The sequence below is a fragment of the Rhodoferax fermentans genome (assembly GCF_002017865.1).
Taxonomy (GTDB): domain Bacteria; phylum Pseudomonadota; class Gammaproteobacteria; order Burkholderiales; family Burkholderiaceae_C; genus Rhodoferax; species Rhodoferax fermentans.
Genome location: NZ_MTJN01000002.1, coordinates 664,704 through 677,453, shown reverse-complemented (window position 1 = coordinate 677,453; position 12,750 = coordinate 664,704). Strand labels below are relative to the sequence as shown.

The following is a 12,750-nucleotide window of genomic DNA, read 5'->3' as shown; positions in this document are numbered from 1 at the left end:
TTTTGAATGAAAAGTGTTTGGGGGTTGGACCCGCTTCAGTTGGCGGCGGGCAATTGGGTTTCGATGGCCAGCGCATGCAGGCCCTGGTCGATGAAATCTTGCAGCGCATCATACACAAGCCGATGCCGCGCTACCGGTGTCTTGCCGGTAAATAACGGTGAAGCAATCCGTACACGGAAGTGGCTGCCAAAGCCAGTGCCATTGGCACCCGCATGGCCGCTGTGTAATGCACTCTCGTCAATCACCTCGAGCGCAGTGGGTTGCAGCCGCTCTTGCAGGCGTTGGGTGATCAGCGCCGCGCTCGCGGTCGGCAGTGGCTGGCTCATGGTGTGGGCTCGCTTTTCTCCTCGGTCAGGTAACGCGAGATGTAGATACCCTGGCCCACCAGAAACACCACCGGGAACACATAACCCCAGATTTTGAAGTCGACCCAGGCCTCGGTGCTGAAATACGCCGCCACATAAGCGTTGATGAACGCCATGAAGGCACTGTAGCCCACCCACAACCCGTTCAGGCGCATCCACACCGGCTCGGGCAGGCTCAGCTGGCTGCCCAGCAGCGACTTGAGAAAGTTTTTCTTGTAGACCCACACGGCCAAGGCCAGCGCAATCGCCATGGCACCGTACAACACGGTGGGTTTCCATTTGATGAAACGCTCATCGTGCAAAACCAGGGTCAAGGTGCCAAATACCAGGATCAAGGCCAGCGTGATCTTGTGCATGGCGGTCAGTTTGCGGTCGATGCCGTAGATCAGCGCCATCTGCAGCACGGTGGCGGCCATCAGCACCGCCGTGCCCACATAGATGTCGTAGAACTTGAAGGCGCCGAAAAACAGCAGGATCGGGAAGAAGTCGATGAGGATTTTCATGTAGCCTTGAAGTTTAACGAAGCCGAGTTCATGCAATAACGCAGGCCGGTGGGCGCCGGGCCGTCGTCAAACACATGGCCCAGGTGGGCGCCACATTGGGAGCACACGGTTTCCACCCGGGTCATGCCGTGGCTGCGGTCGGTGATCTCGGTGATGGCACCCGGCACCGCCAGCGAAAAGCTGGGCCAGCCGCAATGCGCGTCGAACTTCGTATCGGCATCAAACAACTTGTTGCCGCAGCAGATGCAGTGGTAGCTGCCGTCGGCCCAGTGGCGCGCGTATTTGCCGGTGAACGGGCGCTCGGTGGCGGCCTGGCGTGTGACCTGGAAAGCACCGGGTTCGGCGCCCATGTCGGCCAGCTGGGCCTGCCACTCGGCGTCACTTTTCTGGATGGGAAAGCGCATGGTGTGGGTCTCCAAAAGGGTCAGGAACTGCAGCTGATGCTGATCTGGCTGGCCCAGTCGGGCGGCAAACCAGCCAGCGCCTCAAACGCGGGGTGTTCATCATAGGGCGCCAGCAGCAGCGTCAGCAAGTTGGCCACGCCGCTGAAGTCTTTGTGTCGCGCCGCCTCGATGGCGTTTTCACCGAGGTAGTTGCGCAGCACATACTTGGGGTTGACTTTGAGCATCAAATTGGCCTCTGGTCCTTTTTCTGATTGGGCACATAGCTCTTGATACCGTAGCAGCCAGGTGTCGAAGCCGACCCGGTCGATGAACAGGTCGCGCACCGGCTCGAAGGGGCCACTGACCCGGGCATGGCTCAGGCGGCGCCAGAAGATGCTGTAGTCGACCCGGTCCTGCGCCAGCATGGCCAGCGTGTCGCGGATCAAGACGGGCAGCTGCTCGTCCCCCTCTGCGGCCTGGAGCCCGAGTTTGGCTGCCATCAACTGCTGGTAGCTGCGCTTGAAGGTGGGCTCAAAGCTGTCCAGCGCTTGTTCGGCCAGAGCGGGGCGGCCAATCAGCGGCAGCAGTGCGTTGGCCAGCGCATACAGGTTCCAGTGGGCGATCTCGGGTTGCTGGTCAAACGCATAACGGCCATGCGGGTCGCTGTGGTTGCAGATGTGGCCCGGGTCAAATACATCCAGAAAGGCAAACGGGCCGTAGTCCAGCGTCAGGCCCAGGATGCTCATGTTGTCGGTGTTCATCACGCCGTGGCAAAAACCCACCGCCTGCCAGTGCGCCACCATCACCGCCGTGCGTTGCACCACCGCCTGCAACCAGCTCGCGTAGACGTTGCCGTCCAGCGTGGGGGTGCTGCGGCAGTCCGGGTAAAAGCGGTCGATGACAAAGTCGGCCAGGGTCTTTAACTCGGCATGTTGCCGGCGGCTGGCAAAGTGTTCAAAGTGGCCAAAACGGATGAAACTGGGTGCCAGCCGGGTCACCACCGCCGCTGTTTCCAGCAGCTCGCGCGCCACCGGCTGGTCCGATCCGCTCACACACAGCGCCCGGGTGGTGGGAATACCCAGCCCAAACATCGCCTCGGAACACAAAAACTCGCGGATGCTGCTGCGCAACACCGCCCGACCATCCCCCATGCGGGAGTAGGGTGTGAGGCCCGAGCCTTTGAGCTGGATTTCCCAGCCATTGGCTTCGCCGAGCAGAATCGCCCGGCCATCGCCCAACTGCCCGGCCCAGCTGCCAAACTGGTGGCCGCTGTAGACGCTGGCCAGCGGCTGGCTGCCTGACAACGGCAGGTTGCCTGACAGCGCTTGCAACAGCTCAGGCGCGGCCAGGGCCTGGGCGTCCAGGCCCAGCAGCGCGGCGGCGCTGGGGCTGCGCCCGACCCAATACGGCTCGGGCAGTGGTTGGGGGGCAATCTGGGTGTAAAAAGCCGCGCCCAGTTGGTGAAACTGGTTGTCCCAGTTCAGGGGCAAACGCAGGGGCAGCTTGGGCGGGTGGGGCGCATTCATGGTGAGTACTGCGCCACAGAAATGCAGGAACATAAAAACGCATCTTTTCCTGCCTGGCGTTGTTGTTCGTCGTTGCCATAGCTACGGCTATGTCGCCTCCTCTCGCCTAGCCAGTCAAAAAAATCTGTCGTTTTCATTGTGTTCCTGTATTTCTGTGACGCAGCACTGAATTGTGGGCTGGCCGCGACAAACCCTGTGGGTGCAGGGGCATCCGGCGCAGGCTAGGGTTGCAGGGTGCCTGAGCGGGTGGGGGGTGCGGAGGGTGCCTGGTTTCGCAGTACGATGGACGGTTGATTCAAACCACAAGAGGAGCGCTGACATGTTGGGATTGATGCAAAACCAGGCGCTGACGATTTCGTCCCTGATCGACTTTGCCGAGCGCCACCATGGCGACGGCGAGATCGTCTCGCGCCGGGTCGAAGGTGACATCCACCGCTACACCTACCGCCAGGTGGCGCAGCGCGCACGCCAGTTGGCCAATGGGCTGGATACCCTGGGTGTCCAGATGGGTGAACGTGTTGGCTCGATCGCGTGGAATGGTTACCGTCATCTGGAGATGTATTTTGGTGTCAGCGGCTCGGGCCGGGTCTTGCACACCATCAACCCACGCATGCACCCGGACCAGATCGCCTGGGTGATCCACCATGCGCAGGACCAGTTGCTGTGTTTTGACCTCACGTTTTTGCCCATCGTCCAGGCCATCCACAGCCGATGCCCGAGCGTCAAACACTGGGTGGCGCTGTGTGACGCCGACAAGCTGCCGGCCAACAGCGGCATCCCCGGTTTGCTGAGTTATGAGGCCCTGCTGGCGCGTCAGCCGGAGACCTTCACCTGGCCCGACCTCGACGAAAACACCGCATCAAGCATGTGTTACACCAGCGGCACCACCGGCAACCCCAAGGCCGCGCTCTACAGCCACCGCTCCACCGTGTTGCATGCCTACGCTGCCGCACTGCCCGATGTGATGTGTATCTCGGCGCGTGACGCGATCCTGCCGGTGGTGCCGATGTTTCACGTCAACGCCTGGGGTATCCCGTACTCGGCCGCACTCACCGGTGCCAAGCTGGTGTTTCCGGGGCCGGGGCTGGACGGCAAGTCGGTCTACGAGCTGATCGAGTCGGAGCAGGTGACGTATGCCGCCGGTGTGCCCACCGTGTGGCAGATGCTGCTGAGCCATGTGCAAGGCAAGGGCCTGAGGTTTTCCAGTCTGAAACGCACGGTGATTGGTGGCTCGGCCTGTCCGCCCGCGATGATCAGCGCGTTCAACGACCAGTTTGGTGTGGAGGTGTTGCACGCCTGGGGCATGACCGAGATGAGCCCCTTGGGCACACTGTGCACTCTGAAAAACAAACACCAGCACCTGTCGGAGGACGAGAAGATGAAGGTGCGCCTGAAACAGGGGCGAGCCCTCTACGGCATCGACATGAAGATCGTCGACGGCGACGGTGCCGAACTGCCTTGGGACGGCCACACCTGTGGCGACCTGCTGGTCAAAGGGCCATGGGTGATCCGCGAGTATTACCAGGGTGAGGGTGACACCCAGGCGGTCAGGCCGCTGGTGGACGGCTGGTTTCCCACGGGGGATGTGGCCAGCATCGATGCCGATGGCTACATGCAGATCACCGACCGCAGCAAGGACTTGATCAAGTCGGGTGGTGAGTGGATCAGCTCGATCGACATCGAAAACATCGCTGTCGCCCACCCGGCGGTTGCCTTGGCGGCCTGTGTGGGCATGAAACACCCCAAGTGGGACGAACGCCCGGTGGTGGTGGTGGTCAGGAAGCCCGGTCTGGACGTGTCGCGTGAGGAGCTGCTGGCCTTTTACGCGGGCAAGGCGGCCAAGTGGCAGGTGCCCGACGATGTGATCTTTCTGGAGGCCATTCCGATGGGTGCCACCGGCAAGATGCAAAAGAGCAAGCTGCGCGAGCTGCTCAAAGACTATGTGTTGCCCGACCTGCGTTGAGGACACCTGCACGGCATGGCTTGGTTGACCCTGTCTTTGTTGAACGGCATCAGCTACGGCCTGCTGCTGTTTTTGCTCAGCTCCGGGCTGACGCTGATCTGGGGCCTGATGGGTGTGCTCAACTTTGCCCACGCCGCCTTTTACATGCTGGGCGCCTACCTGGCCTACAGCCTGTCTGGCTGGCTGGGTTTCTGGTGGGCGCTGCTACTGGCGCCGCTGATCGTTGGCCTGCTGGGCGCGGGTTTTGAGTCTCTTGGTCTGCGCAGGGTGCGCGCCTTTGGCCACATGTCCGAGCTGTTGATCAGTTTTGGCCTGTCCTACATCCTGGTGGAGCTGGTGCAAGGCCTGTGGGGCCGCAGCGCGGTCGACTACCGGGTGCCGCCAGCGCTCGACGGGCCGCTGTTGACCCTGTTTGACACCCAGTTCCCCTTGTACCGCGCCTTCATCATGGGCATCACGCTCTTGGTGTTGGGTGCGCTGGCGCTGCTGGTGCGCACCCGCGTGGGGCTGGTGATCCGCGCCGCGCTGACACACCCCGAGATGGTGCAGGCCCTTGGGCACAACGTGCCACGGGTGTTCACACTCGTGTTTGGCCTGGGTTGTGCCCTGGCCGGGCTGGCCGGGGTGCTGGGGGGCAACGCCTTTGTCACCGAGCCCGACATGGCGCAGGCGCTGGGTGGCGTGGTATTTGTCGTGGTGGTGGTCGGTGGGCTGGGCTCCTTGCGCGGTGCCTTGCTGGCTTCGCTGGGGATCGGGCTGTTGCAGACCTTTGCCGTGGCGCTGGATGTGGCGCTGTTGCCCTCACTCAAGCTCAGCCAGCTGGCGCCGGTTTTGCCCTATGTGGTGATGGTGTTGACACTGGTGGTCCGGCCCAACGGTTTGATGGGGAGTGCCCAGCGCCATGCCAGTTACTGAGTTGGGGGCCAGCCGCCATCGCCAGACGCGGCTGCTGTGGGGCGGCTACGCACTGGCCCTGATGCTGGCGCCGCTGCTGTGGGACAGCAGCCTGGGCCAGTCCTTGCTGAGCCAGATCGGCATCGCGATCATCGTCTGCCTGAGTTACAACCTGCTGCTGGGACAGGGCGGGCTGGTGAGTTTTGGCCATGCGGTGTATTCGGGCATGGGTGCTTATTTGGCCATGCACACACTCAACCGCGTCAGTGGTGGCTGGCCGCTGCCGGTGAGCCTGATCCCGCTGGCCGGTGGCCTGGGCAGTGTGCTTCTGGCGCTGCTGCTGGGCTGGGTCAGCACCCGGCGCGCGGGCACCGCGTTTGCCATGATCACTTTTGGAGTGGGTGAGCTGATCTGGGCGAGCGCGCTGGTGTTGCCGGGGTTTTTTGGCGGGGAGGGGGGACTCTCGGGCAACCGGGTGGTGGGTGGTGCGCCGCTGGAGCTGACTTTTGGCCCGCAAATCCAGCTCTACTACCTGATTGCGGCCTACACCCTGGTCTGCACCGCGCTGATGTACGCCCTGACCCAGACGCCGCTGGGGCGCCTGCTCAACGCGGTGCGCGACAACCCGGAGCGTGTCGCCTTCATTGGCTACAACCCGCAGTGGGTCCGCTACCTGGTCTTCGTGATGTCAGCCTTTTTTGCCGGTATCGCAGGTGGTTTGTCGGCCTTGCACTATGAAATGGTGAGCGCCGATGTGCTCTCGGCGCACCGCTCTGGCCTGCTGCTGCTGTTCACCTTTGTGGGCGGCAGCACCCTGTTTGTCGGCCCGATCCTGGGCGCGGTGCTGATGGTGCTGGCACTCGGTGTCTTGCCTGGCCTGACCCCGGCCTGGCTGCTGTACCTGGGCGTGTTGTTTGTGGTGGTGGTGATGTTGGCCCCCGGTGGTCTGGCGGCGCTGGTGCTGCGCGCTTGGCAAAGCGCCGGGCAGGGCGGCTGGCGAGTTTTGTGGCCCTGGCGCCTGGCGTTGTTTGTCTCATTTTTGATAGCTATCACCCCTGTATTGGCGGGGGTTGAGATGCTTTATCGCTTGCAACAGGTGGACATGCTGGGTCCCCATCTGCTCTTCTTGGGTCTGCCCTTGGATGTGTTGAGCCCGTTGAGTTGGCTGGCTGCGGCGGCTGTGGGCTCCTTGGGTGGGGGGCTGTGCTGGCTGAGCAACACTGTGCTGGCGCACAAGGGGGTGTCATGAACTCACAGCCGTCTCCCCCTGCTGGTGCCGCGCTGGCCTTGGCTGGCCTGAACAAATCTTTTGGCCCGGCCCAGATCATCCGTGACCTGAGCCTGACGGTGGCTGCGGGTGAGCGGGTGGCCATCATCGGCCCCAATGGCGCGGGCAAGTCCACCCTGTTTGACCTGATCAGCGGCCGCAGCGCCCCCAGCAGCGGCCAGATCTGGCTGGCGGGCCAGCGTATCGACGGCAAAAAACCGTTTGAGATCAACCGCCTGGGCCTGGCGCGCAGCTTCCAGATCAGCCAGCTGTTTCCGACCCTGAGTGTGTTTGACAACCTGCGCTGCGCGATGTTGTGGCGTCAGGGCCTGGGTTACAACTTCTGGCGGTCTCTGGCCAGCTTGACCGACACCAATACCCGCACCCAGAACCTGATGCAGCAGCTGCAGCTTGAGAGCGTTGCCCACCTGCCAGCGCAACAGCTCAGTTACGCCCAGCAACGCGCGCTGGAGCTGGGTTTGACCCTGGCCAGCGATGCGCCGGTGTTGCTGCTGGATGAGCCCACGGCAGGCATGAGCCGTTCTGAGACCAGCCAGTTCATGGCGCTGATCGACACACTGACCCGTGGCAAAACGCTATTGATGGTAGAGCACGACATGTCCGTGGTCTTTGGGCTGGCGACCAAAATCGCTGTGCTGGTGCAGGGCCAGCTGCTGGCCTTTGACAGCCCTGAGGCGGTGCGGAACAACCCGCTGGTGCAGCAGGCTTACCTGGGCGCCGTGTTGTCCACAGCCGAGTCGGCGGTTGCCCTCACCCCGACCCTCTCCCAGATGGGGAGAGGGGGCGAGCAATCGCTTCGCGATGTCACGTCAAAGGCCTGATGCAGATGCTGCAGATCCAGAACCTGAGCGCCGGTTACGGCAAAAGCCGAGTCCTGCAGGATGTGTCCCTGCAGGTGGGGCCGGGCGAGCTGGTGGCGCTGCTCGGGCGCAATGGTTCGGGCCGCTCGACCCTGGCCAAGGCCATCATGGGCCTGGTGCCCGCCCAAGGCCGTGTGGTGTGGCGTGGCCAGCAGCTGCTGGGTCGCACCACTTTTGAGATTGCCCGCGCCGGGCTGGGGTATGTGCCCGAGAGCCGTGATGTGTTCCCAGACCTGACGGTCACCCAAAACCTGCTGCTGGGCCAGAAACCGGGGCACGCGGCCAGCCGCTGGTCCATGAACGACATGTTTGCGCTGTTCCCGCAGCTGCAGCAGCGTGCCCATGTCAAGGCCGGTGTCTTGTCGGGGGGTGAGCAGCAGATGCTGACCCTGTGCCGCACGCTCATGGGCAACCCCGAGCTGATCCTGATCGACGAACCCACCGAGGGCCTGGCGCCGCAGCTGGTGGCGCAGGTGGCCACCTTCCTGGGGACCCTCAAAGCGCGCGGGGTGTCGGTGCTGCTGATCGAGCAAAAACTCAGCATCGCGCTGCAGGTGTCCAACCGCTGCCTGGTCATGGGTCAGGGTCGGGTGGTGTTTGAGGGCAGCCCCGCCACGCTGCTGGCCAACGAGGTCGTGTGCCGGGAGTGGCTCGCGCTGTGAGCGTTGGCGCGACGCTGTCTGCGTTTGGGTTGGCACTGCGGCCAAACTTGGCAAATTTTTCTATATGCTCACGTGATGACTGGCAATAACATGCCCCACCCAAAGAGCCATCGATGACCCACCCCCTTATGCTCCTGTCACAGCTGCTGTCGATGTCATGTCAACACAACAGGCCGGTCACCATTGCGGCGCGCGCCCACAATGTCTGAGACCGCTTTCCCCATCTACTGGCATGTGATCACCCGTTTTGGTGAGGTACAAACCTTGTTGCCAGCGGCGTTGTGGGTGTGCCTGGCCTTGTTGCGCTCGCAGGCCACGCGGGTTTTGGCCTACAGGTGGTTGTTCTTCCTGGCGCTGGTCACGCTGTTGAATGCCGCTTCCAAGCTGGCGTTCATCGGCTGGGGCGTGGGGGTGGCCAGCTGGAACTTCACCGGTTTTTCGGGCCACGCCATGTTCTCGGCGGCGATTTACCCGCTGTTGCTGGTCACGCTGGTGGCCCGGTGTTCACCGGGCTGGCACAAGGCGGCGCTGGGTCTTGGCCTGGTGCTGGCCGCTGGGGTGGCGCTGTCGCGGGTGATGGTGAATGCCCATTCGGTGTCTGAGGTGGTGCTGGGCTGGCTTCTGGGCAGTGGGGTGACGCTGTTGGCCATGTCCCGACCCGCTCTGCAAAGTGCACGCTGGCATCTGTATGTGCCGACGCTGCTGGCACTCTGGATGGTGCTGGCGCCGCTGCTGGCGCCACCCGCGCCAACCCATTGGATGGTGACCCGGCTGGCGTTGCTGCTGTCCGGGCGCACGCAGCCCTACACCCGGCTTGATCTGACGCGGGAGCTGCGCCCGCTGCCACCGGCACCGCTGCCTCAAGCCACGGTGCCGGGCTGAGCAAGATCTGTGGCGCCAGGGGCCCGTTTTATGGACTTATCATCATTTGTATGCTGACACACATCGTTTTCTGGAAACTCAAGGACCACGCCGAGGGCGCGGACAAGGCCACCAACCTGGCGCGCGCCAAGGCGCTGCTCGAATCCTGCGCCGAACTGGTGCCTGGCACCCACCGCTTTGAAGTGGCCACGGCCCAGCCGGGCCATGAATGCACCTATGACCTGGTGCTGTATTCGCAGTTTGAAGACGCCCAGGCGCTGGCGGCCTACCAGAACCACCCGGATCACGTGGCCATCAAGCCCTTCATCGGCGCCATCCGCCTGGAGCGCCAGTGTATGGACTACACCTACCCTGCACCATGAGCGAAGCCTCGAACCTGTCGTTCAGCTCGGTGCCCTATGTGCTGCGGGTGATCCTGGCGCGCCCGGTGTTTTGGGGCGCCTGGCTGGTCGGTGCTGTGGTGGCCTGGATCGTGCCCGCAGCAGAGGTACAAGCCTGGGTGGCCAAGGCCATTTTGGGCTGGAACGCTGGCGCTGCGGTGTTTTTGCTGGGCGCTGCCTGGCAGATTTTTGGCAAACCTCGCACCAGTGTGCGGGTGCTGGCGGTGCTGCAGCAAGACGGCAGGCAGATCGTGCTGGGGTTGGTGGCGGCGGCGGTGCTGTTGTGCTTGGGCACGGTGGTGGCTCAGCTGGCACTGGCCCGGGAGCTGCCCGCAGCGCAGCGGCTGGCCCACACGGTGCTGGCCGGTCTGACGCTGGCCAGTGCCTGGGCGGTGACCCAGGTCAGTTGTGCGCTGCACTATGCGCAGGCCTTTTTTTATGCACAGGTGCAGGGCAGCCCGGCGGTGCTGCGTTGGTCCGAGGAGCGGGTGTGTGACTACCGGCGTTTTCTGGGCCTGGCGGTGGCGCTGGGCACCGTGGGCCGCAGCGCCCAGGCCAGCATCAGCAGCCCCGAGCTGGCGCGTGTGCTCTGGGTGCAGCGGGGGCTGGCGGTGTTGTTCAACCTGATGTTGTTGGTGTTGCTGGTCAACCTGGCCAGCGGGCTGTTGTAGCCGCGTTCATGGCCAATTTGCCAGAGACGCCAGGCGGTAAATCCGCCTATGTGTTGCGGGTGTTGCGCTCACGCCCGCGCTTGTGGGGCTGTCTGGCAGCGGGGGTGTTCACCGCCGCGTTGATTCCGCAGGCCACGGTGCAGCCCTGGGTGACACGCGCCATCATCGGCTGGAACGTGGGCGCGCTGGTGTACCTGTTGCTGGCGGCCTGGATGATGTTTGGGTCCACCCACGAGCGCATGCGCAGCCGTGCGGTGTCGCAGGATGATGGCAAGTTTCTGGTGTTGTTGCTGGTGGTGGGTGCGGCGTTGATGTGTGTCTGGGCCATCGTGGCCGAACTCTCGATGGTCAAGGAGCTCACCGGTGAGTTGCGGCGCAGCCATGTGTTGCTGGCCACCGTGACGCTGGTCAGCTCCTGGGCCTTCACCCAGGTGGCGTTTGCGCTGCACTACGCGCACGATTTTTATGTGTCGGTGGCCCAGGGTGCGCCGGGTGGGCTGGACTTTCCGGGCACCCACGCACCGGACTATGCCGACTTTGTGTACTTTGCCATCGTGATTGGCACCTCGGCACAAACAGCGGATGTGAGCTTCACCAGCCGCAGCATGCGCCGCACCGGCACCCTGCACTGTGTGCTGGCGTTTTTCTTCAACACCACGCTGCTGGCTTTGACGATCAACATCGCCTCAAGCCTGTTCTGACGGCTTTAGCCCAGGCGCAAGCCGCCCGCACCAAACAGGCCAATCAGGCCAATCGCAATCAGGTAGACCGCCACGATGGTGTTCAGCAGCCGGGGCATGATCAGGATCAGGATGCCGGCCAGCAGCGAAATCAGGGGGGTGAGGCTCAGGTGGATGTTCATGGGTTCAGTGGCTCAACAGCGTGTGTCACAAGACGCCGGTGCGAGAAGCACCCAGCAGGCCGTTGTGAACGTTGGGCGGCCGATGGTAACCGGGCCGTGTGGCGGGGGCGGTTTTTGTGGGCAAGCTCGGCTGCTGGGGTGGCCGCGCGAAGGCCGTCGAATTTCCTGCAAAATGGGTCCCCACAAGGACAAACCATGCCACGCACCATCCAACAACTTTTTGACCTGAGCGGCAAAACCGCGCTGGTCGCCGGCGGCTCGCGCGGACTGGGTTTACAAATGGCCCACGCGCTGGGTGAAGCGGGCGCACGCCTGATGTTGTGTGCACGCCAGCCCGACGCACTGGAAGCAGCCTGCGCCGAATTACAAGCCGCTGGCATCGACGCACGCTGGGTGGCGGCCGATTGCGCGCAGGAGGCCGATATCCACAAGCTGGTGTCCGAGACCCTGCAACGCATGGGGGATGTGGACATCCTGGTCAACAACGCTGGCGCCACCTGGGCCGCCCCGGCGCAAGACCACCCGCTGCCAGCCTGGGACGAGGTGATGGCCCTCAATGTGCGCGGCATGTTTGTGCTGAGCCAGTTGCTGGGCCAGCAAAGCATGCTCGCGCGGGGTGGGCGCATCATCAATGTGGCCTCGATTGCCGGGCTGGGTGGCAACCCGCCGGGCATGAGCAGCCTGGCCTACAACACCTCCAAAGGCGCGGTGATCAATTTCACCCGCACGCTGGCCTGTGAGTGGGGTCGTTACGGCATCAATGTCAACGCCATCTGTCCGGGTTTGTTCCCCAGCCAGATGACCGCCGACACCCTAGTACTGCTGGGTGAGGAGCGACTGGCCGCCAGCGCGCCGCTGCGCCGCCTGGGGGATGATGAAGACCTCAAGGGCGTGACGCTGTTGCTGGCGTCCGACGCGGGCAAACACATCACCGGCCAGTGCCTGGTGGTGGACGGTGGCACCAGCGCCTACATGCGAGGGTCTGTCGCATGACCCTGTCCCTGCCCAGCACCGACTTTGGCGTCGATATCCCGTTTGTTCGCCACCTGGGGTTTGTGCTCACGGTGTTTGCCGACGGCCAGTCCGAGGTGAGCTTCGCACCGCAGCCCGAACACCTGAATTCTTACCAGGTGACCCACGGTGGTGTGGTGATGACGCTGCTGGACGTGACCATGGCGATGGCAGCGCGCGCCGCACCCGGGCGTACCGGTGTGGTCACGGTGGAGATGAAAACCAGCTTCATGCGGCCCTCACAAGGAGCTTTGACAGCGCGTGGCACCCTCAAACACCACACCGCCACCCTGGCCTTCACCGAGGCCACGGTGTATGACGCCCACGGCCAGGCCTGCGCCCATGCCACCGGTACTTTCAAATACATCAAACGTCTGCCAGTGGGCAGCAAAACTGTGCATGGTTTCAACAGCGCCTTGGCCCAGTCGGATGCCTGATTTGTATGAAAAATTGGCCTCTAGTCCTTTTGAAATAAGGGCATATAGCTATGTATTTGGAAG

Annotated in this window: 16 protein-coding genes; 11 read left to right on the top strand and 5 right to left on the bottom strand. The window is 63.2% G+C overall.

From position 1 onward, the window contains the following. Positions 1-35: 35 nt before the first annotated feature. From RF819_RS03465 to RF819_RS03450, 4 genes are read right to left on the bottom strand one after another with little or no spacing between them, the layout of a single operon-like run. Positions 36-326, bottom strand: a complete 291-nt coding sequence (locus RF819_RS03465; RefSeq protein ID WP_078363680.1) for a BolA family protein — start codon at positions 324-326, stop codon at positions 36-38. Next, positions 323-868: a septation protein A gene (locus RF819_RS03460; RefSeq protein WP_078363679.1), complete on the bottom strand. Its 546-nt coding sequence runs from the start codon at positions 866-868 to the stop codon at positions 323-325. The genes RF819_RS03465 and RF819_RS03460 overlap by 4 nt, the downstream gene beginning before the upstream one ends. Further along, positions 865-1,272: a peptide-methionine (R)-S-oxide reductase MsrB gene (gene msrB / locus RF819_RS03455; protein ID WP_078363678.1), complete on the bottom strand. Its 408-nt coding sequence runs from the start codon at positions 1,270-1,272 to the stop codon at positions 865-867. Before msrB ends, RF819_RS03460 begins: the two co-directional genes overlap by 4 nt. A 20-nt stretch (positions 1,273-1,292) precedes the next feature. Further along, the gene (locus RF819_RS03450) at positions 1,293-2,777 is read right to left on the bottom strand and encodes a protein adenylyltransferase SelO (RefSeq protein ID WP_078363677.1); all 1,485 of its coding nucleotides are present in this window, start codon (positions 2,775-2,777) and stop codon (positions 1,293-1,295) included. A 319-nt stretch (positions 2,778-3,096) separates the two neighbouring features. On the opposite strand from RF819_RS03450, the gene RF819_RS03445 reads away from it, so the two are divergent. The 9 genes from RF819_RS03445 (at position 3,097) to RF819_RS03405 (ending at position 11,078) form a co-directional block, all read left to right on the top strand. Then, the gene (locus RF819_RS03445) at positions 3,097-4,740 is read left to right on the top strand and encodes a 3-(methylthio)propionyl-CoA ligase (RefSeq protein WP_078363676.1); all 1,644 of its coding nucleotides are present in this window, start codon (positions 3,097-3,099) and stop codon (positions 4,738-4,740) included. 15 nt (positions 4,741-4,755) lie between these two features. Continuing rightward, entirely contained in the window at positions 4,756-5,655 is a 900-nt protein-coding gene (locus RF819_RS03440; RefSeq protein ID WP_078363675.1) for a branched-chain amino acid ABC transporter permease, read from the top strand. Continuing rightward, complete coding sequence (locus RF819_RS03435; protein ID WP_078366749.1) at positions 5,642-6,883, top strand: branched-chain amino acid ABC transporter permease; 1,242 nt, start codon at positions 5,642-5,644, stop codon at positions 6,881-6,883. The genes RF819_RS03440 and RF819_RS03435 overlap by 14 nt, the downstream gene beginning before the upstream one ends. Next, positions 6,880-7,743, top strand: a complete 864-nt coding sequence (locus RF819_RS03430) for an ABC transporter ATP-binding protein (RefSeq protein WP_078363674.1) — start codon at positions 6,880-6,882, stop codon at positions 7,741-7,743. Before RF819_RS03435 ends, RF819_RS03430 begins: the two co-directional genes overlap by 4 nt. A gap of 5 nt (positions 7,744-7,748) precedes the next feature. Next, entirely contained in the window at positions 7,749-8,444 is a 696-nt protein-coding gene (locus RF819_RS03425) for an ABC transporter ATP-binding protein (RefSeq protein ID WP_078366748.1), read from the top strand. Positions 8,445-8,645: 201 nt separating this feature from the next. Further along, positions 8,646-9,326 carry a phosphatase PAP2 family protein gene (locus tag RF819_RS03420; protein ID WP_078363673.1) on the top strand — a complete coding sequence of 227 codons (681 nt, stop codon included), beginning with the start codon at positions 8,646-8,648 and terminating at the stop codon, positions 9,324-9,326. A 50-nt stretch (positions 9,327-9,376) separates the two neighbouring features. After that, the gene (locus RF819_RS03415; protein ID WP_078363672.1) at positions 9,377-9,688 is read left to right on the top strand and encodes a Dabb family protein; all 312 of its coding nucleotides are present in this window, start codon (positions 9,377-9,379) and stop codon (positions 9,686-9,688) included. Then, positions 9,685-10,377, top strand: coding sequence for a DUF1345 domain-containing protein (locus RF819_RS03410; RefSeq protein ID WP_078363671.1), 693 nt, complete (start codon positions 9,685-9,687; stop codon positions 10,375-10,377). Before RF819_RS03415 ends, RF819_RS03410 begins: the two co-directional genes overlap by 4 nt. Before the next feature lie 8 nt (positions 10,378-10,385). Next, on the top strand, positions 10,386-11,078 hold the full coding sequence (locus RF819_RS03405) for a DUF1345 domain-containing protein (RefSeq protein ID WP_078363670.1): 693 nt from the start codon (positions 10,386-10,388) through the stop codon (positions 11,076-11,078). A gap of 5 nt (positions 11,079-11,083) precedes the next feature. On the opposite strand, the gene RF819_RS03400 is transcribed toward RF819_RS03405, so the two are convergent. After that, a complete protein-coding gene (locus tag RF819_RS03400) occupies positions 11,084-11,239 on the bottom strand; it encodes a DUF3096 domain-containing protein (RefSeq protein WP_078363669.1) in 156 nt (51 codons plus the stop codon). 195 nt (positions 11,240-11,434) lie between these two features. Between RF819_RS03400 and RF819_RS03395 the strand changes: the two genes are divergently transcribed. Together RF819_RS03395 and RF819_RS03390 are read left to right on the top strand one after the other, a co-directional pair. Continuing rightward, positions 11,435-12,232, top strand: coding sequence for an SDR family oxidoreductase (locus RF819_RS03395; RefSeq protein WP_078363668.1), 798 nt, complete (start codon positions 11,435-11,437; stop codon positions 12,230-12,232). Next, entirely contained in the window at positions 12,229-12,687 is a 459-nt protein-coding gene (locus RF819_RS03390) for a PaaI family thioesterase (RefSeq protein WP_078363667.1), read from the top strand. Before RF819_RS03395 ends, RF819_RS03390 begins: the two co-directional genes overlap by 4 nt. The last annotated feature ends 63 nt before the right edge of the window (positions 12,688-12,750 follow it).